This window comes from [Brevibacterium] flavum (genome assembly GCF_019317305.1).
In the GTDB taxonomy this organism is placed as follows: domain Bacteria; phylum Actinomycetota; class Actinomycetes; order Mycobacteriales; family Mycobacteriaceae; genus Corynebacterium; species Corynebacterium glutamicum.
The window spans coordinates 829,434-853,073 of record NZ_CP079240.1 but is presented as its reverse complement, the minus strand read 5'-3'; the positions used below and the strand labels follow the sequence as shown (position 1 = coordinate 853,073).

Sequence of the window (23,640 nt, the reverse complement as noted above, 5' to 3'; positions counted from 1 at the left end):
TAGTCTGTGGTTTGATTGTCGCACAGATTGGGGTGGCTTGTTTTTTGCCTTGAGATTTTCTCTCAAGGAGATTTGTTGTGCTTGTTCCAATTCCAGGTTTCGCACATTTGTTATATCTTGTGCCCGATCCGTTGCCTCAGGCAATCCACGCACGCACCGAAGTGCCGCGGGAGGTGTCAGTGCTGGTGAGGGTCGCTTTGGATTCCGCGTTCGGCCTTCGGCCAATCGCTCACTTAACCCCGAAGCTTTTCGACGCCCCCGTCCGCGCCCACGTTTCCGCTCGCCGCAGGCTGGGGTTTACCGAGTCGGCGGATCTGTTGTCTTGCCATGTCCAACTCGGAGAGAAGTCTGCGGAAGTGTGCGGGAGTATTTCTATGGGTGTTCGGAGAACGGCATATGCCGCCCGATTGGCCGAATCGGGCGGCATGTGGCGGATGCTGAATTTCAGGGTTCTGAGTTAGTCAGCGACTTCCGCGTCTTGCTTGATGAACTGCTTGCGGAGGAGGAACAGCTGGCGGACGGTTTCTTCCTTGATGCCGTCTTTCATGCCGTTGAACATGTCGCCGCCTTCCTTTTGGTATTCGACCAGTGGGTCGCGCTGTGCCATTGCGCGCAGGCCGATGCCTTCTTTCAGGTAGTCCATTTCGTAGAGGTGTTCGCGCCATTTGGTGTCGATGACTGGCATGAGCACCATTCGTTCGATGTTGCGAATCTGTGCTTCGCCGCCGATTGCGGATACGGCTTCTTCGAGTTTTGCGTATTCGGCGTGGGCGTCGTTGACGAGTGCGGTGCGTAGATCTTCGGCGGACAGCTCCCCTGGTTTGCCGTATTCGCTGCCTTCGACGAGGTCGGTCCAGTTGATCGATGGGTCGTAGAGGGCTTCGAGGGCGTTCCAGAGTTTGTCGAGGTCCCAGTCTTCGACGTAGCCGTTGGCGGTGGCGCCGTCGACGTATGCGCTGACTGTTTCTTCGATCATGTTTTGGATGTAGCGGGAGATGTCTGCGGATTCGAGGATTTCGCGTCGCTCGCTGTAGATAACCTTGCGCTGTTCGTTCATGACTTCGTCGTACTTCAGAACGTTCTTACGCATTTCGAAGTTCTGGTTCTCCACCTGAGCTTGGGCGCCCTTGATGGAGTTGGTGACGGTTTTGGATTCGATGGGCACATCGTCTGGGACGTTGAGCCTGTTCATCATGTTTTCCATGGTTGGGCCGACGAAGCGAACCATCAGGTCGTCGCGCATAGAGAGATAGAAGCGGGTGGATCCTGGGTCGCCCTGACGTGCAGAACGACCGCGCAGCTGGTTGTCGATGCGTCGGGATTCGTGGCGTTCGGTGCCAAGGACGTAGAGTCCTCCGGCTTCGCGGACTTTGTCGCCACGTTCTTCGCATCGCTGCTTCATTGCTGGAAGTTCAGCGTCCCAGGATTCCTGGTAGCTTTCTTCGTCTTCGAAAGGATCAAGTCCACGTTCGCGGAGTTTGATGTCGAGGAGGATTTCTGGGTTTCCGCCGAGCACGATGTCGGTTCCACGGCCCGCCATGTTGGTGGCAACGGTGACGGCGCCTGGAAGACCTGCCTGAGCAACGATCTGTGCTTCCTGCTCGTGGTGCTTCGCATTGAGGACGTTGTGCTTGATGCCTCGTTTGGTCAACAGCTGGGAGAGGTATTCGGAGCGCTCGACGGAGACGGTACCGACGAGGACTGGTTGGCCCTTTTCGGTGCGCTCTGCGATGTCGTCGACGACTGCTGCGAACTTAGCCTCTTGGGTTTTGTACACCAAGTCGGTCAAGTCTTCGCGCTGGTTTGGTCGGTTGGTTGGGATCGCGATGACGTCGAGCTTGTAGATCTGGTTGAGCTCTGCTGCTTCGGTCTCTGCGGTACCGGTCATGCCGGCGAGTTTGGTGTAGAGGCGGAAGTAGTTCTGGAGGGTAACGGTCGCCAGGGTCTGGTTCTCGTTTTTGATCTCTACGCGCTCTTTGGCTTCGATCGCCTGGTGCATGCCTTCGTTGTATCGGCGGCCGGCAAGGACACGGCCGGTGAAGCCGTCGACGATCATAACTTCGCCGTTGCGGACGATGTAGTCCTTGTCGCGGGTGAACAGTTCCTGTGCCTTGATGGCGTTGTTCAGGTAGCTGACCAGCTGTGAGTGCTCAGGTGCGTAGAGGTTGTCGATGCCGAGTTGGTCTTCGACGTATTCGACGCCTTCTTCTTTCACACCGACGGTCTTTTTACGTTCGTCGACTTCGTAGTGAACGTCCTTGGTCATGCGTGGGACGATCTGTGCGAAGACATTGTAGAACTGCGATGTGCCGTCTACTGGTCCGGAGATGATCAGTGGGGTGCGGGCTTCGTCGATGAGGATGGAGTCCACTTCGTCGACGATGGCGTAGTTGTGGCCACGCTGCACGAGGTCGCTTAAGGAGCGTGCCATGTTGTCGCGCAGGTAGTCGAAGCCGAGTTCGTTGTTGGTGCCGTAGGTGATGTCGGCGGTGTAGGCCTTGCGACGCTCGTCTGGGCGCATGTCGGAGAGGATGACTCCCACTTCGAGGCCCAGGTAGCGGTGGACACGACCGACCATTTCGGCGTCACGTTTCGCTAGGTAATCGTTGACGGTGACAACGTGGACGCCTTTACCTTCAAGTGCGTTCAAATATGCGGGCAGCACGCAGGTGAGGGTTTTGCCTTCACCGGTGCGCATTTCGGCAACGTTGCCGAAGTGCAGTGCTGCGCCACCCATGATTTGTACTCGGTAGTGCTTTTGGCCGAGCACACGCCAAGATGCTTCGCGGGCCGTTGCGAATGCTTCGAGGAAGATTTCGTCGAGGCCTTCACCGCCAGCGATGCGTTCTTTGAACTCGGCTGTTTTTGCCTTGAGCTCCTCATCGGTCAGGTTGGCGAACTTTTCTTCAAGCGCGACAACCTGGTCAGCGATCTTGTGAAGTCGCTTCACGGCACGGCCTTCGCCGACGCGGAGCACCTTGGACAATCCAAACACGAGCAGTCGTCCTTATAAATAGCGATACGGAAAAATGATAACGAACCTATATTGTACGCACTGTTCCTAAAACTACGCACGGTTCCTAAAACACAGTACCCGCTACCGTTACGGTAGCGGGTACTTAGCAACTAATTGCTATGCATCGGACAGGGAAATTAATCCATAGTCGAATGCGTGTCGGCGGTACACCACCGATGGCTGGTTGGTCTCTTCGTTGACGAAGAGGTAGAAATCGTGTCCAACCAATTCCATCTCGGATAGTGCGTCATCCACACTCATTGGGGTTGCTGGGTGTTCCTTGGTACGAACAACCTGGCCCGGCATGACGTCATCGACCTTGTCTGCATAAGGATCAACATCGTATTTGCCTAGTTCATCGGCGCCGCGTGCCTCTTGGGACTCGGCTACCAACTGTGCACCGACCTCACCAGTGCCTAGTGGTGCGCGGTGTCCGGAGCGGGAAATGCTGCGACGTGCCTTCACTTTGCGCAGGGAGCGCTCCATCTTGGCTAGTGCAGTTTCCAGTGCCGCGTAGAAGCTGTCTTCCTTTGCTTCTGCTCGGGCGATGTGTCCCTTGCCGGTGGCGGTGATCTGAATGCGATCACTTTCGTCAGCACGACGTGGGTTTGGCTCGTGCTGTAGCTCAACGTGGAAGAAGGTCAGCGTTGGGTCGAGGCGCTCAATCTTTGCGAGTTTGGTATTTACTCGTTCTGCAAAGTGATCAGGAACCTCAACGTTTCGACCAGTGATGCTTACTTTGGTCTCGGGGCTAAGGGTGTTGTTCTCAGCAGGTGTAGTCACGTGCTACTTCTCCTCCCAATTGTGGTCACCGCATTGATGTGTGAGTGGAATTACTCGTACTACGATGACGCGATCAACTTCACTTCTTATACTACTTCTGGTCATAACCACATTGCCAATAGGGGCCCCTTTTATATCCAAGATCACGCTTGGCAATAAGTTAAAGCTCCTCTGACCTGCACACCCGCTGCGCGAAGAACGTTTGCAGATGCAGAAATAGTTGCCCCCGTTGTTACCACATCGTCGATGATCAAGACAGAACCCCGAGGTTGTCGGACTAACTCCACTCGCATATTGAGTCTTCGTTGTTGCGCAGTTTGACCGACGGAGTCTGGTGTGCGGGATGAGATTTGAAGGCAGGGAAACGTCGATAAGCGTGATGCATTGCACACCCGCTCAACCGGATCGCCGCCCCGCCGGCGTCGCGAGGTGGCGCGGGTGGGCGCCGGAACCAGCGTGATGTCGTGCTCAACTTCCCCCTGAGCCGCCAGATAGCTTATCGACGCACCGACCACCGCACCCACAAACGCCACAAGGTCGCTTCGGCCGTGCTCCTTCAGCGCAATGAGCACGTTGCGATGCGGGCCGTCATACGGCGACAACGTCCACACCGGTAAATCTAAATCGAGCCGCGCCAATGTTGGCGGCTTCCTCCACACGCGCTGGCAGTCACTGCATAACGACGCTCCCGGCGCCCCACAACCACCACATGCGCGCGGGAAGAACAGCTCCATCAGTACGCAACCACCGGCGCCGCACGTGTGCCCAGCAAACCGGGCACCTCGCGCCAAATATCATTATCGGCAGTCGGCAGCTGCAGCATCGCATGCGAATCGGTGACATAGATCGTCGTCGCGGAACTTGCCACCGCCACCACCGGCGCGCTGAGATTCCCGCTCGGCGTCGACGATATCGCCGATCCGTCCTGCTCGACGCGCCACAGCGGAGTCTCCGGAATCGACGTGCCGACCAGCAAAATGCCGTCCGGGCGCCAGTTGATCGACAGCGCCGCCTCGCCCAAGCTCGGCGCCACCTCCGTGATATTTGTCACGCGCCGCTCACCCGGACCAGGACGCGTTACGACGCCCACGTACACCTTGCCTTCAATGATCATGGCGGCCCGGACCCCAGTTCGTGACAGTTGGAATTCAGAGATCGGACCCGTCACATCCCTTGGCAGCACGATCTCCGCCTCCGTCTGGACGAGCTCACCGGTTGTTGCCGATCGTGCGACTCGAACAGGCGTCTCCCCATCCACCACAGCCCACAATCCACTCGACGCGTATTCAAAGGTGGGACGAGTGATCGTTTCACTCCTCAACACATCTGAAGTCACGCCTTCCATGGAGCCAACAGTAAGCACTGCCTCGTTGTTTTCGTGGCGTACCGCTGCCACCACATTGGCGGAGGAGGAAATCGCTGCAGAATCGATATCGCCACCGCTCCAAATGCCCTGTAGTGGACTCACATTGCCGGAACTGACCCTCGACAACGATCCATCCTGCAACGCAAACAACGTGGACACCGTGTTGGTGTAGGCCTCTGGGTTGTATTCGGCGAGGTCATCGGTGGTGAGCGTTGGGAACTCCGACAGCAACGGCGCGCCGTCAGCGACCAAAGTGTAGGGACCTGCGACATCCGCATGCGCCAACGTCCACACGGCCTGGGCGGCGAAACGCAAACGCGCATCATCATCCAAATTTCCCAAACCAGTGAACTGATACTCCCCATCGTTGAACCCCACGAACGACGCATCCGTGGACAGCTGATTGACCACACCAGGAGAAATTGCCGGCGAAGGACCATTAACCAGAAGGGCCATCAGCACCGTGGACATCGACTGCGACTCATTGAACAACCAACGCCGATCCCCCACCAACACCTGGCCAGAAGGATCAAAGAAATACACATCGTGCGGAGTGTAATGGTTCCGCAGATCGTTTCTCTCTAATAAAATCCCGTCCGGCAAAGCATCGATACGCCACTCCCCATCTTCCCGACGCATCGTGATCTCAGCTTCAAACTCCGCATTCTCCGGCTGATACACGCCACCGCTGAGCAACGTTCCGACCTGCGTTCCACGGATCGCAATCGTTCGTTCCGCATTCGTCGAACCTGGCAGAGTGTTCAGATCAATGCGATCCAAAATACGAGTCGACGCAGCCGGATTCCACGTGCTGCGCGTCCCTTCCGTCAGATACGCCTTCGCCGCTTCATACTGCTGAGTCGGATACGCACCTGCGCTGAAGAAGCCGCGGATCAACAAATCCGGATCTTGATTCGGGGTCGGCCCTGCTATCTCTTGTGTGCTTTGGGACCCGGAAAATGAGCGCAGCACTTGCGGATCCGTGTTCTGCGGAAGCGTGGAACACCCAGCCACCAGAGTTGTCACAGACAGCACCGCGGTGAGGGTCTTCAGTTTCGTCGAAATTTTACTCACTGCTGCTCCCCTTCCCACGGTGTCTCTGGAGCGATCAACGGGATCGGTGCTTCACGATAATTTCCATGCGGCTCTTTAGGCAAGACCAAACGGAAAATGGAACCAACACCGATCGTTCCCGCCGCATCAAGGTTTCCTCCATGAAGCATCGCATCTTCGCGAGAAATCGCAAGACCCAGGCCGGTGCCACCAGAATGGCGGACGCGCGAAGGGTCGGCTCGCCAGAATCTGTTGAACACCAATTCGTCTTGTCCAGGTTTCAGGCCGACGCCGTGATCAATAACAACGATCGCTACTGCGTCCTCGTTGTCGGCAACTTTCAACTCAACCGGCAAGCCCTTGGAGTGGTCGATCGCATTGGCTAGAAGGTTGCGAATGATTCTTTCGATGCGCCTGGAATCGCCTTGAATGTTGATCGCTTCTTCGGGCAAATCAACAAGCAATTCCACATCGAGCTCGGTGGCCAAGTGTTGTACTTGTTCCAATGCCGATCGCACTGGGATGCGGACATCGTGAAGCGCGGTGGACAGTTCGGCAACGCCGGCGTCGTGTCGGGAAATTTCCAATAGATCGCTCAGCAGCGACTCGAATCGGTCCAACTCCCTGGTCATCAGTTGGCTGGCGCGGCGCGCACCGGGTGAAAGTTCATCTTCACTATCGGCAATTAGATCAGCAGCCATGCGCACCGTTGTCAGCGGTGTGCGCAATTCGTGTGAGACATCCGATGTGAATTGTCGTTGCAGATTGCCGTATTCCTCCAATTTGGTGATCTGCGCGGACAGCGATTCGGCCATCGCGTTGAAGGACACCGCCAGGCGGGCCATCTCGTCTTCGCCTTCCACCACCATGCGTTCACGCAGTTTGCCTTGAGCGAAACGCTCCGCAATCCGGCTCGCCGAACGCACCGGCGCGGTGACCTGTTGGGTGGCAAGCCATGCGATACCGACCAGCAGCACCACCACGATCAGCAGTGCAGCTGAGAGGAGTCCTCGCATGAGAGCAAGAGAGGATTCGTCGCTTTCCATGGAGAACACCAGATACACCTGGAGGTTCGGGATGTCGCTTTCCGTGGGCGTTCCGATGATGAGCGCTTGGTAGGACGATCCGTCGCCTTGGTCGATGCTGGAGAACTGATACGAGACTTGGTTCTCAGAGACGAAGTATCGCAAACGTTCTGGGATTTGGTAACCCTCGGGAGAGACCACCAGGTCATCGTTGTTCACCAACACGACTGGATCGTAGGCGGCGTTGGTTTCTGTACTGCCGCTGGTACCCAAGCTGGAGAGCGCAGCGCGGGCAGAGTTCACTCGCGCCTGCACCGATGTTGAGGCGCCGGATGCGGTGATTTGTTCTTCGACGATGACGCGGGCGCGGTCGATTTCGGAGCTCGCAATATCGATTTTCTGATCCACCAACCGTTGGGTGAATACAGTCAGCATGCCCAGCCCCAAAAGGATCATCACGACAGCTGATGCGGTGAAGATGGAGCCGAGCACGCGAACCTGCAGTGAGGTTCGCCATTTATCTACAATGCGATGTCGGAGTCGCGTGAGCCAGGCAAGAATGAGAAACTGCCCCTTTTTTAAATGAAAAACTTAATCGTTGTGGCCAGTTTTGTAGCCAACACCGCGGACGGTGAGGACGATCTGCGGATTTTCTGGATCTTTTTCAATCTTGGCGCGCAGACGCTGAACGTGAACGTTGACCAGTCGAGTGTCGGATGCGTGGCGGTAGCCCCACACTTTGCCCAGCAATTCTTCACGGGAGAATACTTGCTGTGGTTTGCGGGCGAGTTCCAGCAGGAGGTCGAATTCGAGTGGGGTCAAGGAAATCTCAGCGCCGTTTCGTTTGACGGTGTGTGCTGGGACGTCGATGGACAGATCGCCGACTTCGAGGATTTCGCTGGGCTCGTCCACGGTTGCGCGGAGGCGGGCACGGATGCGGGCGACAAGTTCTTTCGCTTTGAAAGGCTTGTTCACGTAATCGTCTGCACCGGATTCCAAACCGAGCACCACATCAACGGTGTCGGTTTTGGCGGTGAGCATGATGATGGGTACGGAGGATTCTTGGCGGATGAGGCGACAAATGTCGATGCCGTTCATGCCTGGAAGCATCAAGTCGAGCAAAATCAGATCCGGTTGTTCCCGGGAGGCGGTTTCCACGGCGAGTGCGCCGTCGGTGACAGCTACGGTGTCAAAGCCTTCTGCGCTGAGCACGATGGTGAGCATCTCGGAGATGGCGGGATCATCATCAACGACGAGAATTTTCTGTGACATGAGAATCCTTCCTGCTAATTGGGATTAGTTTATAGTACCCAGGAATTCCACGATTCTCTGCGCAACGTGGCCGGGGTCTTCATCAGGGGCAACCACGATCCACGGTGATTCCCAGTTGTCCGCCGCGAGGCGGCGATAGTGCTCGGCGGTGCGTTGCTGCAGCGCCGAATCCGATTCATAGCGGTCCCGCGCACGCGCGGAGTCAAGCGCTTCTCGACGTCTAGCCCTATCTTGCGCTACCTCCGCGGGGGTATCCAACAACACTTGAAGCGTCGGACGTGGGAGCCCAAGCCGCCCGAATTCGAGGTCTGCAACCCAGCGGGGGGCGTCGTCGTCAAGCAATCTGGCGGCGGTATAAGCCGCGTTGGAGGCGACGTATCGGTCGAGCAGCACCACGCCGGGCGCGTTTAAGTCATCGATCGCGAAGTGGCGGTCGAGGGCGAAAAGCGTGGCCATGGCGTAGGCGCTGTCGGTGAGGTCGCCCATGTGGCCGTGGAGTGCTTCCGCGGCCAATTGGGCGTGAATCGAGGTTTCATAACGTGGGAATGCAAGGACTTTTGCATCAATAACCTGCGTTAATGCCGAAACCAGGGTGTTTTTGCCGGCGCCGTCGATTCCCTCAATGCTGACAATCATTAGTAGCGGTAGTGCTCCGGCTTGAATGGGCCTGCAACGTCAACGCCGATGTACTCAGCCTGCTCCTTGGTCAGTTCGGTGAGCTGACCTCCGAGAGCCTCAACGTGGATGCGTGCCACCTTTTCGTCGAGAACCTTAGGCAGACGGTAGACCTCGTTCTCGTACTGTCCTTCGTTTTGGAACAGTTCGATCTGCGCAATGGTCTGATCGGCGAAAGAGTTGGACATGACAAATGATGGGTGTCCGGTGGCGTTGCCAAGGTTTAGCAGACGGCCTTCAGACAGCACGATGATGGAGCGACCGGTGGAGAAGGTGAACTCGTCGACCTGTGGCTTGATCGTGGTGCGGGTGACGTCGTCGCGGTGCAACAGGGAATGCATATCGATCTCATTATCAAAGTGACCGATGTTGCCCAGCAGAGCGTGATCCTTCATCTTGAGCATCTGCTCGAAGGAAATGATGTCCTTGTTGCCGGTCGCGGTGATCACGATGTCGGCGTCCTCGATGGCCTCATCAACGGTGACCACAGAGTAGCCATCCATCAGAGCCTGAAGAGCGTTGATTGGGTCAGCTTCGGTGACCTTGACGCGAGCGCCCTGGCCGTCGAAAGCCTCAGCGCAGCCCTTGCCGACATCGCCGTAACCGCAGACAAGCACGTTCTTGCCGCCCATGAGCATGTCGGTGGCGCGGTTGATGCCGTCGATCAGGGAGTGGCGGGTGCCGTACTTGTTATCAAACTTGGACTTGGTGACAGCGTCGTTGACGTTCATCGCTGGGAAAGGCAGTACGCCTTCTTCAGCGAAGTGGTACAGGCGGTGCACACCGGTGGTGGTTTCCTCGGTGACACCCTTAACGGCCTCAGCGATCTTGCCCCACTTGCCAGGCTCTGCAGCAAGAACCTCACGCAGCATGCCCAAGAATGCGATGTACTCATCAGAATCGTTGGCCTCTGCTGGTGGAACCAGACCAGCCCGCTCGTATTCGCGACCGCGAATAACAGCCATGGTGGCGTCACCGCCGTCGTCGAGGATCATGTTTGGCAGCTCATCGCCCCAGCTAAAGATCTGGTTGATGCACCACCAGTACTCCTCCAGTGACTCACCCTTCCACGCGAATACTGGAACACCAGCTGGCTCTTCGACGGTGCCGGAGCCGACAACGATAGCCGCTGCAGCCTCATCCTGGGTGGAGAAAATGTTGCAGGAAGCCCAACGAACCTCAGCGCCCAAAGCAGTGAGGGTCTCAATAAGCACGGCGGTCTGGACCGTCATGTGGATGGAACCAGCAATTCGGGCGCCCTTCAAAGGCTGCTCGTCTGCGAATTCCTTGCGCAACTGCATGAGACCTGGCATCTCATACTCTGCAAGACGAATCTGGTGACGTCCTGCCTCTGCTAGTGAAAGATCGGCAACCTTGAAGTCCATAACCTGTGCCATGTCCTGGCGAGCTCCTTTTAAGAAAATGAAAATTAGGAAAACTTTTTTAACGCGCACCACTCTACATGTTGGAGTGGACACCGAATTGATTGAAGCTGTTTAGTGGAGGGCTAGTTGAGGGCCTCTAAATAAGCTTCGAGGTCATATTCCACATCTGCCTCTTCCAAAACCTGCGCTGCAGCACCGCGAAGAGCTTCAGAGCCCTCACCGACGAGTTCGCGGATAAATGGGTAATTCTCCAGCACCTGGCCCGCAGAATATGGAGCGCCAAACATGATGGCCGCGATCGTCGCAGCCGCCTGACCGTTGAGGTGTTCGTCTTCAGTGGCGTTGTCCTGGTTAACCACCAGCAAACATGCGTCTTCCAACGCCTCAAGAATGTCTTGAGTATCTAATTCTGAGATCTCGTCGAGAAAATCAACGTTGACTTCCTCAGTCAAGATTGCATCGTCCCATGCACCCATGTCTCTAAAACCTTTCTAGTCCGCGTAATCAGACACGTATTAAATTCCGTTAAACATCCGGTTTATAACAATTCATCTAACGCCCACACGATTCAGACAGCACATCAACGAACTTTAAAATCGCTAATTACCTGCATCTTTACCTGGCGACCTATTCACGAAAGCCAAGACATGATAGCGTTTGTTATTGACTTGTTATTTTCCAGTTTTCAGACAACTACTGCACTTCGGAGGTGAACCACGATGAAAACAGAAACTCGACGAGCCCTCGTCTTCATCGTCGCCGGCTGTTTAGCCGCCACCGCCCTGGGTTTTATGGTCTGGCAGATGTCCAGCCCAAGCCGACCCACCTCTGATATTGCCACGTCTACTACTACGTCTACCACCCAAACCCAGGCTAGGTACGATTCCCCAGGTTATACAGAGACCAAAGAGGCGGAACCTGACCTAGAAAACCAAACTTTGGCGCCTATCAACACCGAAGATCCATATCTTCCACCGAATGCTTTTGTGCGTCCAGACAATGGCCGAAGCTCCGGTTCAACCCCTTCTGGCAGTTCTCCAACTACCACCTCTCGGGTGAGTTCTCCCTCCTCAGCAGGATCGGCAAGCCCGACTCAAATCACCTCCAGGTCAAACGAGCCTAGTGAACCTGATGATGAGTCAACTGCTACTACACAACCGTCGAGCCCAGACAGGCCAACCGAACCTACAAATCCGGTAGACCCAACTGGACCTTCTGAACCTACGGAACCCACCGATCCGATTGAGACAACCGATCCGATTGAGACAACCGATCCGGTAGCTCCGTCCACCCCGCCAACGAGCGATGATTCAACAAGCACTCCCCAACCAGATGAGTCTGATACGCCACCTACCGATTTCGTAGAGGAACCTACTGCTCCTCTCAATCCGGATCAGCCAGCCGGTTCAACTACTGATGCGACGCCAAACGCAACACCAAGCGCACCAGCTGACACAACATCCAATTCTGTAGCTAACTCTGTGGAACCAACTGCCACGAGCTAAACCACTTCGACCTGAATTTCACGTGCATTTAGAAGGGCGTTTAAGAGGTCGAAAAGTGGCAATGCGTGTGTAAGTGCCACCACAAGGTTTCTAAGCTCTTACAGGCGATTCTGAGAGGCACTAATATTTGGGTACAGATGCAAGTTTTGAGCCAGACCAAACTAGGTGACCAAAAGCCTCGAGCCTTTCAATTTCGGCCATATAGGACGGTTGTGCAGAGGCTCCCCAACCGAATCCAGATTTTGACGGCAGCAGACACGCCCCGTCAGCCAATCCGAGCGCAAAATAGATTTACGCCCCGCCAAGTTCTGGCGGGGCGCATGATTTTAATCTAAAAAGATCTAAACCCTAGCGAGGAATACTTCTGCGTCCTCAGAACGCATCGCAATGGTTGGGTCGTTTGCTGGAACCCATGCGGCATGACCTGCTGCTACTTCGAGGGTCTTCTCCCCTGCTTCCAAAGAAACAGTTCCGGAGGTGCACAGAACAATCATGGGACCATCGTGGTTGGCTTCTGCTTCGCCCTGAACTGCAACGCGATCGAGTTGGAATTCGTTGATTGGAACTGGGTAGTGGGTCGTTGCACCGTCTTCTTCAACGTCCACCCGAGCGTTTTCCAAAGAGTTGAAATCCAACACGCGCACGAGCTCCGGGACGTCGACGTATTTGGATGTCAGTCCACCGCGGAGCACGTTGTCGGAGTTCGCCATGATCTCTACGCCGAGGCCGCTGATGTATGCGTGAAGGTTTGCGGCGTCGAGGTAGAGGGCTTCGCCTGGGGCAAGTTTGTAGAAGTTCAACAGCAGAGCACCCAGAACGCCGACATCGCCGGGGTATTGTTCGTTGAGTTCAATGATGTGTGAGAGCACGAATGCGATGTCCTCGTCACGATCGTTTGCCTCAAGGTAGGTGTGGGCGTTGCTGATGAGGGCATCGATGAGTTCGTGTCGTTTACCGATGGGGATGGTGATCCAGGTGGTAAACAGTGCGCGGAGGGATTCTTCCTCGTTGTCGACGGTGAGCATGCTGCGGTAGCGGTCGAGGGGTTCGCAGGCGAGGGCGTCGAAAATGGTGAGGGTGTTCCGCAGTGGGCGGAAGCCTGCCATCGCGATAAATTCCGTGAGAGCAACGATCAGCTCTGGCTTGTGGTTTGGGTCGCGGTAGTTGCGGTTCGGTGCGGCGAGGTCAATTCCTGCTGAGTTTTCGCGGGCGAATCCTTCACGGGCCTGTTCCAGCGATGGATGAGCCTGCAGTGATAGGGGCGCTCCCGCCGCGAGGATTTTGAGGAGGAATGGAAGCTCATTTTCAAACGCTTCGGCAACACGCGTGCCCAATGCTTCTTCGGGGTTCGCTGCGATGACTTCGTTGAGTGCGTTTCCACCGATGGTTGATGGTGATCCTGGGTGGGCACCGAACCAGACTTCGGCCTCTGGGCGAGACGATGGTGATTCTTCGCCTTTGAGATCAGCGATCAGTGTTCTTGAACCCCATGGGTAGGTGCGCAGTGAGCCTTCCAATAGCTCCATTTACAAGTCCTTTTCTTCAATGGAATAGGTCGTGGCTGACTGTCCGCGCACCAGCAAACGCAGTGCTTGTGTCAGCGCCCCTTTGCTAGGTCCGTCGCAGCTTTGCGCCATGGCATCGGGGATTCCGGGTTCCTCTTCGGCCCAGACAACAGCCCTAAACGGTACCACCCCGGGTTCGTCATCTATGAATGGGTCATGGAATATATCGTCGGTAATTGGCTCGGGTCCGCGTAGTTCCGGCAGTGATTCCATGAGCTCGGGAAAGTCCAGCACGGCTGATACCAGGCCTCGGCGGGTCCAGATTGGGGCGATAACGTTGGCAATCGCGAGTCCCACATCAGTTCGGCCGGTATGCACGATCCGTGCGTGATCTACGTATGCGCGCAGTTTTCGGCCGGGATTGACTAGTTCGTCACGTTCCGGCGATAGCGATTCCACTTCCTCATCAATGCAGTCGGCGAGGTGTTCCAAGCGGTCGGAAATAATGCTGGGGTCTGCTTCTAAAAGATCCAAAAGAGTGCTTATCGACGCCACGATGCGGGCGGGCGACAAGCCTGCGGCCGTGGGCAAGGTGGGAAGGACGAAGGTGTCCTGGGGGGATTCGTCGATAAGCGGGCCTGAACTAGGGCCAATGAGCAGCGTGGCCACGCCCCGCTGCGACGCCGTGATGAGTGCCTTGAGCGCTTTTTCATCTGCACCGTTGTCGGTGATGACAATCAGCACGTCGAGCGCACCGATGTAATGTGGCAGCGTGGAGGTAATAACCAGCGGCTGGCGCATCGGGGAATGCAAGGTTTCCACCAATCGCACACAACTGCGGTGAATCTGGCCGTCGAGCATCACCACCACGCTACGTGGCCGCAACCCCTCGAACGCACTCAACGCGCCCTGCGCCACGAGGCCACCGATCTGGCGAACCTGGGCCCCCTCCTGCGCCACATCAAAAAATCGGACGGTTTCAGGATCATAAGCAGAACCGTCATAAAAGGTATTGTCCACTTGCACCACGGGGATTGAAGTCCTTTCCTTGACTTTGACTACCAAGGATAAGGAATTCCCGTGATGCCCGCCGGAAAATGGGATTATGCGCGGATAATCCCTAGAATCTCCGCTACCAACGCATCGACTTCTTCCTTCGATGCAGCTTCAACATTGAGGCGAAGCAGCGGCTCGGTGTTGGACGCACGCACGTTGAACCACGCGGAGGTGTCCTTGAGTTCCACAGTCACGCCGTCAAGGGTGTCCACGGACTCGGTGCGATCAGCGAACGCATCGAGCACAGCCTGGGTGCGCTCCTGCTGCGCCTCTGCATTAGCCAAACGGGAGTTCAACTCGCCTGAAGCAACGTACCGGTTATACCTAGCCATCATTTCACTCAGTGGCTGGTCCTGGCTTCCCAGCGCAGCCAGCACGTGCATCGCAGCCAAAATGCCGGAGTCCGCATTGAAGAACTCAGTGAAGTAGTAGTGCGCAGAGTGCTCGCCACCAAAGGCCGCACCGGTCTCTGCCATCTTCGCCTTGATGAAGGAGTGACCCACGCGAGTACGCACCGCAGTGCCACCGTTTTCAGCAATCACCTCAGGCACAGCCTTAGAGGTAATCAGGTTGTGGATGATCGTGGAACCCGGAAGCTTCTCCAAGTAACGCTCCGCTACGATCGCACAGATCGCAGAAGGGCTGACTGGCTGGCCCTTCTCATCGACCACGAAGCAACGATCCGCATCGCCGTCGAAAGCCAAACCGATATCAGATCCGGTCTCTACGGTGAACTTCTGCAAATCAACCAGGTTGGCAGGCTCCAGAGGATTGGCCTCATGGTTGGGGAAATTGCCGTCAAGCTCAAAATACAGTGGCGCAACATCAAGTGGCAGACCCTTGAATACCTCAGGGACAGTGAACCCACCCATGCCGTTTGCCGCATCCACAGCAACCTTCAACGGGCGGATGTTCTTCAGATCAACAAGCTCATTGAGGTACTCGGCATATGCGCTCAGCAAATCCTGCTCAGAAACCGAACCTGACTCACCATCAAACGCTGGAACACCCTCAACCAGATCATCAATGATGTTGGCCAAACCAGAATCCTGACCGACCGGACGAGCACCCGCACGACACAACTTGATGCCGTTGTACTCAGCGGGGTTATGCGACGCAGTAAACATCGCACCAGCACACTTCAAGGTTCCGGACGCAAAGTACAGCTCATCAGTAGAAGTCAGTCCCAAATGAACAACATCCAAACCCTGCGCAGTCACGCCATCGGCAAACGCCTTGGCCAATTCAGGGGAGGAATCACGCATGTCATGGCCAATAGCAACGGTGGTTTCACCCTCACTACGCATGAGCCGACCAAAGGCAGCGCCAGTCTCAGAAATGAAATCAGCATCAATATCGACACCAACAACACCACGTACGTCATACGCCTTAATTACAGCTGTGACAGATTCACGGGTACGCATAAATCCTCGAAGGGGTTAGGGAACAAAATAACGCTTGCAATCCTACCCCTGCCAAAGGATCCAATCCGAATAGCAAACCTTATGATTCGTCCTGATCAGGCACAACATAGAGATGACCCCTGCGGTGAACTTTCTGTTCCGCGATCCGCGCACTCCGGTTCACCGGATGGTTGCCGCCCACTTCGTCTTCAGGAACCAGACCACTCACAGTGCGTCCAGCCTCACGAACAGCCTGCGCAAGAGCCGTCAGATCCTCATCGTCATCGACTTTGATGTCGTTCACCCGCAGCATCTCCCAACCAAGGGGCGCAGTAATACGCTCGGCATGATGCTCACACAGATCCCAACTATGGGGCTCTGCTGCAGGCGCCAACGGACCAACCACCGCAGTGGAATCCGAATATGCGTAGGTGAGGGTTGCGACGGCAGGCTTGCCACAACCAGGGCGGGAACAACGACGAAACTGACTCACGAAGCCAAAGTTTAGACCTTTGGTTTAGGTTTGGACAGTCATCATCGGCGCGCCAACCCCTTTTGGCAGCTCAACACACATAGAATTTGTTTTCATGCATACGAGAACTTTCCGCAATCGGCACGGACGCGGTCTCCGCGGCCCACTCATGCCCGTCGAAGTTCCCCGCCACGCCTCTAGACGCCAAGCCTTCGACCGCGCAGTCTTAGAGGCCTACTCCCCTCTTTACGGGATTTACCAAAAAGAGCTCAGCAATCTAGACATCGCTGTCGATACCGTTCCTCGCATGCGACTCAGCGCCGACCTTGCCATCCTCCCCGATGAAATCACCGCCGACGGCCCCGTTCCACTCGGTCGCGTCATCCCACCGGCGATCGATACCAAGGGAAACCCCACGAGAGCACGCATCGTTATTTTCAGAATGCCGATCGAGCAACGAGTCACCAACGCTGTGGAACGCCACGAGCTATTGACTCATGTCCTCACCTCTTTGGTGGCGAACTATCTGAATATTGATCCACGAGACATCGATCCGGGATTCCAGGATCTCTAGTGTGGCCGGTGGACCATGGGCAATTGGGAGACGATTCTGGGCTTCTTCCGACGCCAGGCCAGTTTCAATGGCACTCCACCGGAGGTTAACAATCGAGACCAAGAACGATTCCAGCCATTGCCACTTTTGGTCCAATTCCACCCCATTCAGGCCTGCAGAGTAGCGATCGAGACCAAAGTAGCTCTAAAAACACGCCGGTTTTGGTCTTTTAGAAGCCGGTGCAGCCAAGAACAAAAGCGAACCCTCAATTAATTAAAGGTTCGCTTGCTGGTCTTGAATTTTAAGAAATTTCGCGTTTCAGGCGACGGCGCTCACGTTCAGAGAGACCACCCCAAATTCCAAAGCGTTCATCATGCTCAAGAGCAAACTCTAGGCATTCATCCCGAACCGGGCAGCCCTGGCAGATCCGCTTGGCTTCGCGAGTTGAGCCACCTTTTTCTGGAAAGAATGCTTCAGGATCAGTTTGCGCACACAGCGCCTGCTCCTGCCATTCTTGCTCAACCGCTCCGAACAGATCATCCAAAGTCATCTCCAGTGCGGTGCGAGTCTGGCCTGCTTTCAACTTTGCAGATACGTCCCCAGCTGAATCTTCCATTACTCGCCCCCCTCTCACTTTCAAAGCTACTTTAAGTCTGTTCTCATCGGGGATGTTGGTCCCCGAGCAGGTTTGGAAAATTTTTCCCTCTCCCAAGCGATTACACACGTGCTGGTACATCGCCGTCAACCGTTACAGAAAAAATCAGCCAAACTTCCGCCGGTTAATTCACAATATTCACACCAGTCACAAAAGCCCTCTCACGGGGGCATTTTCCGGGGGTACTACATATTGTGTCATTAATCTTAATTAGACAGATTCTGCCACAAGATCAGCACTCCCTACAAGTATAAGCAGTGCTGCATAATCTCCAAAAACCGCTCAACCAAAAACATTTTCGCCCCCGAACGGTCGCTGTGAAAACGCCCGTCCAAAAGAGCTAAAAATGCCTACTGATCAGACGAAAAACGAATTCCGCTGTCTGGGATCACAACGCCTGGGAAGACGCGCATCCCTGCGTTGAGTTCACACCGCGCGCCAACCTGTGCTCCCTCACCGATGATGCAACCGGAGATGTGCGCATTAGCACCGATGCGTGCTCCCGAGGAAATGATGGAATTTTCAATGACCGCACCTGGTTCAATGGTGACGCCGTCGAAAATAACAGTGTTGTCAACGCGGCAGCCGGCACCGATCTCGGTGCCGCGGCCGACTACGGTTCCGCCGAGCAGCAGGACGCCGTCGCGAACGCCGGCGGAGGCGTCGACAAGCGACTCTCCTGTTTTTCCTTCGAGCAGTGGGGAGTACGCAATGCCGCGGACCAGGTCAGCCGAGCCGCGGACGAAGTCGCTTGGGGTGCCCATGTCGCGCCAGTAGGAGGCGTCGACGTGGCCGAAGACTCGCTTGCCCTCTTCCAACAGCTGAGGGAAGGTTTCGCGCTCAACGGAAACGACACGGCCAGCGGGGATCTGCTCGATGAGTTCCTTCTTGAACACGTAGCAGCCGGCGTTGATCTGGTCTGTTGGTGGATCTTCGGTCTTTTCCAGGAATTCGCTGACGCGACCATCCTCATCGGTGGGCACGCAACCGAACGCGCGGGGGTTGGCCACGCGCACGAGATGCATGGTCAGATCCGCTTCTTTTTCGCGGTGGGTGTCCAGGATGCTACTGAGATCCGCACCGGAGAGCACATCGCCGTTGAACACAATCGCAGTATCGTGACGCAGCTTGTCGTAGACGTTTCGGATGCCACCACCAGTGCCCAAAGGCTGATCCTCGACGACATATTCAATTTCCAAGCCCATTTCGGAGCCATCTCCGAAGTATTCCTCGAAGACTTCAGCTTTGAATGACGTTCCCAGCACGACGTGTGTGATGCCTGCAGCCTTGATGCGGGCCAAAAGGTGGGTCAAGAATGGGTGGCCAGCAGTTGGCAGCATTGGCTTTGGAGTATTGACGGTCAGGGGGCGCAGTCGGGTACCTTTGCCACCGACCAAGATGACAGCATCAACGTTTTTGCTGTTGTCAGTTAAAGTCATGTGTTCCTGTTTCACTCGTGTTTAGGGTGTCTTTAAGGGGGTACAAATTTGATGACGGCCTCGAAAAGGGTAATTCCGGGGCCGCAGCAAATCCATTTCAGAAAATTAATGTAGATTCACTTTACATTTGCCTGAAATGAGTTGAATTCACCGTCCGGTGGTCGTCGACGGTCTAAGAGGCTTTCGTTCTCATCTTAGAGACACCAACCGCGACTCCGGCTCGTAATTTCAAACCAATTCGCAGAGCCAACCGAATGGGGGCTTGCCACGGATTCGCGAGGCGATCAGCCTGGAAGCGATACGCGCTCTCGTGGTGTGCGGGCAACATGTTCTCTGGGTTTTTACCCGCAACATGACCTTTCGCGTGGATGATCTGCGCACTTGGGCAAAAGACGTTGGTGAAACCGGCGCGAACCAGGCGATCTCCCAGGTCAACGTCTTCCATGTACATGAAGTAGCGTTCATCAAAACCACCAACTTGATCAAACGCATCCCACCTTAATAACAGGCACGATCCCGACAGCCAGCCAGCGGTGCGCTCGGTGTCCATATCTTCATCGTCACGGTAAGCCACTGACCACGGATTGGATTTCCACACAGCACCCAACAAAGCGTGACCAATGCCATTCGCCAAAGTGGGTACTGCCCGAGCCGACGGATACGCCGAACCGTCCGCCTCACGGATCAACGGGCCAACCGCTCCTGCTTCAGGGTGACGTTTCGCACATTCAAGCAATTGATCAATAGAGTCTTCGTCAAAAACAACATCAGGGTTTGAGACGAGGAAGAACTCCCCATCGATCTCTCCTGCCTCCCGGCGCGCACGCAACGATCGGGCGGCAATATTAATAGCCGTTCCGTAGCCTAAGTTGCCGCCAGTTGAGAGGAACTCCACGTTGCTGCGTGAGGCTGCTGCCTGCTCAGGAACACCATCGACAGAGCCATTGTCTGCCATCACAACGTGGGTGTCTCGTGAAGTCGCACCAGGCAAAGAATCCAGGAACGACGCCAAGTATTTACCTGGCGAATAGGTCACTGTGATCACAGCGATGGGGGATTTCAAAGTACTCACGAAGCGAAAGCATAGTGGTTTAAGTTTGCAAGAAGTATCCGCCACTCCCGATAACCGATGAGGAAAACACCCTCATATGGCTTAGAATTGTCCAGAACCTATGGTTTTTCATAATTTCATCGGGGCTTCTCGCTTGCCGAGAGGACACCGGCACACAAGCTTTTGAGCACAGTTCAGCAGCCTAAAGTCGCCAAGGCCGCCCCAAGCACCCAATGGCCGCTCCAAGCAGCCAATGGCCACGTATGAAAACCCCCGCTCCATAAATACAGAACACATACAGAACTTGACCGACAATCTAATTACCGCGAAGGGTTAGCAGCACGTGACTGAAAAGTATCGTCCCGTCCGTGACATTAAGCCTGCTCCGGCAGCAATGCAATCAACTAAACAAGCGGGCCATCCTGTGTTCCGAAGCGTTGTAGCTTTTGTTTCAGTGCTGGTGTTGTTGGTATCGGGTTTGGGGTATCTTGCTGTCGGAAAAGTGGACGGTGTCGCTTCTGGCAACTTGAACCTTGGTGGCGGTCGCGGCATCCAGGACGGCAATGCTGCTGACGGTGCTACCGATATTTTGTTGGTGGGTTCTGATTCCCGTTCCGATGCTCAGGGCAACACGCTGACTGAGGAGGAGCTGGCGATGCTCCGCGCAGGCGACGAGGAGAACGACAACACCGATACGATCATGGTGATTCGTGTTCCTAACGATGGCTCGTCTGCCACCGCTGTGTCGATTCCTCGCGATACCTATATTCATGATGACGATTACGGCAACATGAAGATCAACGGCGTTTATGGTGCGTACAAGGATGCCCGTCGTGCTGAGCTCATGGATCAGGGTTTCACCAATGAGTCGGAGTTGGAAACCCGGGCGAAGGATGCTGGCCGAGAAGGTTTGATCGATGCTGTGTCAGATCTCACCGGAATCACCGTCGATCACTACGCCGAAGTCGGCCTTTTGGGATTCGTCCTGCTCACCGATGCTGTCGGTGGTGTCGAAGTCTGCCTCAACAACGCCGTCGATGAGCCTTTATCCGGCGCCAACTTCCCTGCAGGCCGTCAAACCCTCGGTGGCTCCGATGCGTTGTCTTATGTGCGCCAGCGCCACGATCTCCCCCGCGGCGACCTCGACCGCATCGTCCGCCAGCAGTCGTATATGGCATCGCTTGTTAACCAGGTGCTGTCTTCTGGAACGCTCACCAACCCTGCAAAGCTTTCCGCACTTGCTGATGCCGTCACCCGCTCCGTCGTCATCGACGAAGGCTGGGAGATCATGAGCTTTGCCACTCAGCTGCAAAACCTCGCCGGCGGCAACGTCACATTTGCCACCATCCCAGTGACTTCCATTGACGGCACCGGCGATTACGGCGAGTCCGTTGTCACCATCGATGTCAACCAGGTGCACGCATTCTTCCAAGAAGCACTCGGTGAAACAGAGCCAGCTCCAGAAGACGGCTCCGACGATCAATCTGCTGATCAGGCCCCTGACCTAAGCGAAGTCGAGGTTCACGTCCTCAACGCTTCCTACACCGAGGGCCTAGCCAACGGCATTGCAGCGCACCTCCAGGAAATGGGGTACACCATCTCCGAAACTGGCAACGCAGCGGAAGGCCTCTACTACGAGTCCCAGATCCTCGCCGCCGAAGCAGACAACGAAAAGGCCCTCGCGATTTCCGAAGCCCTCGGCGGCCTCCCCATCGTGGCCAACTCTTCCCTCGACGACAACACCGTCATCGTCGTTTCTGCCGGCGATTACGCTGGTCCTACCGCCGAAGCCAACGCTGTCATCACCAGCAGCACCGTTGGCCAGCCGGGCGCCGATGTCGGAGCGCCCATCGAAAGCCCAGAGTTCGATGCCGGCGGCGACGGTCCCCGTTGCGTTAACTAAAACCCCGCTTTTCGACGCCTCCCTCCGGCCCTTACCCGCCGGAGGGATTTTTCGTTCAAGCACTGTCTGTATCTTTTATTTACTCTGGGGGTCATGGAACTTCTTTCACATTTGCTCGCACTTGATCCTGCTTCTCCCCGATTGACTGTCTACAACGAAACCACTGGCGCACGTTTAGATTTCTCCGCGATCACGTTGGACAACTGGGCTTCCAAAGTAGGAAACATGCTGATTGATGAGCTTGATTTGGAAGAAGGGTCAACTATCGCGATCGACCTTCCCGTCAGCTGGCAGGCTGCGGTGATCGTGCTTGGGGCTTTAGCTACTGGCGTTGAAGCGGATTTTGTTTCTGGTGAGACTGATGCCGATGTCATCTTCACATCTCTCGATCGCTACAAACCATATGAGGCTCACAGTGATGTACTGCTAGTCAGCGATGATCCTTTCGGACGTGGCATCGTTGAAAGTGGCGGTGAAATTCCCAATGGTGCCATCGACTTTGGCCCCACTGTCCGCTTCTACGGAGATCAGTTCTTCAACCCAACGCCTGCTCTACCACAGATTGTTGAGCGCACGGATATTCCAACTGGCGCTCGAGTTCTTGCTACTGGGTGGTCAGATACCAAATCTTTTAATCATCAGGTGTTAGAACCACTCGCCGTTGGTGGCTCAACGGTCATCGTGACGGGACTTGCTGATACGGATCGTTTGGACCAGATCGCTATCAACGAAAAAACTAATCACCGCATCTAGATAGTTTTCTTCTAAAAACGGCCCTATGACTTTGCCACCGGCCCCGTTTTACCAATCCCTCGGCGTCCCTTCAATGGTCCTGAGAGAAATCGGCTGCACAGATCGTCATTTGAACTTTCTTCAGGGATCCTTTTCATTACGGATCTCTTGTCTTAAAGAAGGTGGGACAAACCTTAAATCCGACTTCGGTTTTTTTAAATAATTCCAAAACACCTTGCATGCGCTGTGACCCACCAAATTTCAAGTCACGTTGAGTATCGAAATCTCACTTGATCGAGCAGAGGACTTTTGTGAGTGCAGGTGTTCCAGATGACACGGAATCACTCAGACTATTTAATTTAGGTTCTTTCGCTGAAATCACTGCTGTTGAGAAACATCAAAACAGTTGACCTTGAAGGTATTCAGCACCCTCCGTTACCACAGCTTTGTTTAATTGATCTTGAGAATACCGATCTGTCGCCTCTGACAAAACACCCAACGTTGAGGATGGTGAGGGAGGAAAACGTCGAAACGCTTTTAAACGTGGAAGCGCTCGGCGCCCTGCCTGGGCTAGAAACCGTGGGGATTGACAGTGATGAGGTAGCCGATGCGTTGGGCTCGATCCATTCACTTGAGTTGCCACGGCATCTGCGACTGGAAAAGGCAATGGATTTAATCAATCGCGTTAGAGTAGACAACCGGTCGGAGATCTCTTGTGTAACGGGGGCGTTTTTGACCCCATTGGAACCACCATTAGAACCACAATGTGTACTGGTGCTGGTAATTTAGTA

General features: G+C 55.2%; 22 protein-coding genes. 6 read left to right on the top strand and 16 right to left on the bottom strand.

Annotated features, from left to right (window positions below):
• Positions 1-77 precede the first annotated feature (77 nt).
• A complete protein-coding gene (locus tag KW808_RS04120; protein ID WP_003858177.1) occupies positions 78-461 on the top strand; it encodes an Rv3235 family protein in 384 nt (127 codons plus the stop codon).
• Here the strand turns inward: KW808_RS04120 and secA are convergent.
• The 9 genes from secA to KW808_RS04075 form a co-directional block, all read right to left on the bottom strand.
• On the bottom strand, positions 458-2,995 hold the full coding sequence (gene secA, locus KW808_RS04115) for a preprotein translocase subunit SecA (RefSeq protein ID WP_003863560.1): 2,538 nt from the start codon (positions 2,993-2,995) through the stop codon (positions 458-460). The genes KW808_RS04120 and secA overlap by 4 nt on opposite strands.
• 138 nt (positions 2,996-3,133) lie before the next feature.
• On the bottom strand, positions 3,134-3,799 hold the full coding sequence (gene hpf / locus KW808_RS04110) for a ribosome hibernation-promoting factor, HPF/YfiA family (RefSeq protein ID WP_003858182.1): 666 nt from the start codon (positions 3,797-3,799) through the stop codon (positions 3,134-3,136).
• A gap of 143 nt (positions 3,800-3,942) precedes the next feature.
• On the bottom strand, positions 3,943-4,437 hold the full coding sequence (locus tag KW808_RS04105) for a ComF family protein (RefSeq protein ID WP_230471468.1): 495 nt from the start codon (positions 4,435-4,437) through the stop codon (positions 3,943-3,945).
• Between the two features lie 95 nt (positions 4,438-4,532).
• Positions 4,533-6,239 (bottom strand): MtrAB system accessory lipoprotein LpqB, encoded by a 1,707-nt coding sequence (gene lpqB / locus KW808_RS04100; protein WP_003863562.1) that lies wholly within the window; start codon positions 6,237-6,239, stop codon positions 4,533-4,535.
• Positions 6,236-7,771, bottom strand: a complete 1,536-nt coding sequence (mtrB, locus tag KW808_RS04095; RefSeq protein WP_181244858.1) for a two-component system sensor histidine kinase MtrB — start codon at positions 7,769-7,771, stop codon at positions 6,236-6,238. The genes lpqB and mtrB overlap by 4 nt, the downstream gene beginning before the upstream one ends.
• Positions 7,772-7,834: 63 nt before the next feature.
• On the bottom strand, positions 7,835-8,515 hold the full coding sequence (gene mtrA, locus KW808_RS04090; RefSeq protein WP_003863565.1) for a two-component system response regulator MtrA: 681 nt from the start codon (positions 8,513-8,515) through the stop codon (positions 7,835-7,837).
• Between the two features lie 24 nt (positions 8,516-8,539).
• Complete coding sequence (locus KW808_RS04085) at positions 8,540-9,151, bottom strand: dTMP kinase (RefSeq protein WP_003863567.1); 612 nt, start codon at positions 9,149-9,151, stop codon at positions 8,540-8,542.
• Positions 9,151-10,587 (bottom strand): adenosylhomocysteinase, encoded by a 1,437-nt coding sequence (ahcY, locus tag KW808_RS04080; protein WP_003863569.1) that lies wholly within the window; start codon positions 10,585-10,587, stop codon positions 9,151-9,153. The genes KW808_RS04085 and ahcY overlap by 1 nt, the downstream gene beginning before the upstream one ends.
• 110 nt (positions 10,588-10,697) lie before the next feature.
• Positions 10,698-11,051, bottom strand: a complete 354-nt coding sequence (locus KW808_RS04075; RefSeq protein ID WP_003858196.1) for a hypothetical protein — start codon at positions 11,049-11,051, stop codon at positions 10,698-10,700.
• A gap of 243 nt (positions 11,052-11,294) precedes the next feature.
• On the opposite strand from KW808_RS04075, the gene KW808_RS04070 reads away from it, so the two are divergent.
• Positions 11,295-12,080, top strand: a complete 786-nt coding sequence (locus KW808_RS04070) for a prolipoprotein diacylglyceryl transferase (protein WP_003863570.1) — start codon at positions 11,295-11,297, stop codon at positions 12,078-12,080.
• 341 nt (positions 12,081-12,421) lie between these two features.
• Here KW808_RS04070 and manA read toward each other — a convergent pair whose 3' ends face one another.
• From manA to KW808_RS04050, 4 genes are all read right to left on the bottom strand, one after another.
• Positions 12,422-13,606, bottom strand: a complete 1,185-nt coding sequence (manA, locus tag KW808_RS04065) for a mannose-6-phosphate isomerase, class I (RefSeq protein ID WP_003863572.1) — start codon at positions 13,604-13,606, stop codon at positions 12,422-12,424.
• Complete coding sequence (locus tag KW808_RS04060; RefSeq protein WP_003863573.1) at positions 13,607-14,614, bottom strand: hypothetical protein; 1,008 nt, start codon at positions 14,612-14,614, stop codon at positions 13,607-13,609.
• Positions 14,615-14,688: 74 nt separating this feature from the next.
• A complete protein-coding gene (locus tag KW808_RS04055; RefSeq protein WP_003863574.1) occupies positions 14,689-16,065 on the bottom strand; it encodes a phosphomannomutase/phosphoglucomutase in 1,377 nt (458 codons plus the stop codon).
• Positions 16,066-16,144: 79 nt separating this feature from the next.
• Positions 16,145-16,537 carry a DUF3499 domain-containing protein gene (locus tag KW808_RS04050; protein WP_003863575.1) on the bottom strand — a complete coding sequence of 131 codons (393 nt, stop codon included), beginning with the start codon at positions 16,535-16,537 and terminating at the stop codon, positions 16,145-16,147.
• A 94-nt stretch (positions 16,538-16,631) separates the two neighbouring features.
• On the opposite strand from KW808_RS04050, the gene KW808_RS04045 reads away from it, so the two are divergent.
• Positions 16,632-17,090: a metallopeptidase family protein gene (locus KW808_RS04045; protein ID WP_003863577.1), complete on the top strand. Its 459-nt coding sequence runs from the start codon at positions 16,632-16,634 to the stop codon at positions 17,088-17,090.
• Between the two features lie 280 nt (positions 17,091-17,370).
• Here the strand turns inward: KW808_RS04045 and KW808_RS04040 are convergent, their stop codons facing one another.
• The 3 genes from KW808_RS04040 to KW808_RS04030 all read right to left on the bottom strand — a co-directional run bounded on the left by KW808_RS04040 (position 17,371) and on the right by KW808_RS04030 (position 20,235).
• On the bottom strand, positions 17,371-17,685 hold the full coding sequence (locus KW808_RS04040; protein WP_003858209.1) for a WhiB family transcriptional regulator: 315 nt from the start codon (positions 17,683-17,685) through the stop codon (positions 17,371-17,373).
• 389 nt (positions 17,686-18,074) lie between these two features.
• Positions 18,075-19,163, bottom strand: a complete 1,089-nt coding sequence (gene manB / locus KW808_RS04035) for a mannose-1-phosphate guanylyltransferase (protein ID WP_034983597.1) — start codon at positions 19,161-19,163, stop codon at positions 18,075-18,077.
• Positions 19,164-19,335: 172 nt separating this feature from the next.
• On the bottom strand, positions 19,336-20,235 hold the full coding sequence (locus KW808_RS04030; RefSeq protein WP_413540399.1) for a glycosyltransferase family 2 protein: 900 nt from the start codon (positions 20,233-20,235) through the stop codon (positions 19,336-19,338).
• Between the two features lie 322 nt (positions 20,236-20,557).
• Between KW808_RS04030 and lcpA the strand changes: the two genes are divergently transcribed.
• The 3 genes from lcpA to KW808_RS04015 all read left to right on the top strand — a co-directional run bounded on the left by lcpA (position 20,558) and on the right by KW808_RS04015 (position 23,638).
• On the top strand, positions 20,558-22,117 hold the full coding sequence (gene lcpA, locus KW808_RS04025) for an arabinogalactan--peptidoglycan ligase LcpA (RefSeq protein WP_003863582.1): 1,560 nt from the start codon (positions 20,558-20,560) through the stop codon (positions 22,115-22,117).
• A gap of 93 nt (positions 22,118-22,210) precedes the next feature.
• A complete protein-coding gene (locus tag KW808_RS04020; protein ID WP_003863583.1) occupies positions 22,211-22,870 on the top strand; it encodes a TIGR03089 family protein in 660 nt (219 codons plus the stop codon).
• A 366-nt stretch (positions 22,871-23,236) separates the two neighbouring features.
• Positions 23,237-23,638, top strand: a complete 402-nt coding sequence (locus KW808_RS04015; protein ID WP_003863584.1) for a hypothetical protein — start codon at positions 23,237-23,239, stop codon at positions 23,636-23,638.
• The last annotated feature ends 2 nt before the right edge of the window (positions 23,639-23,640 follow it).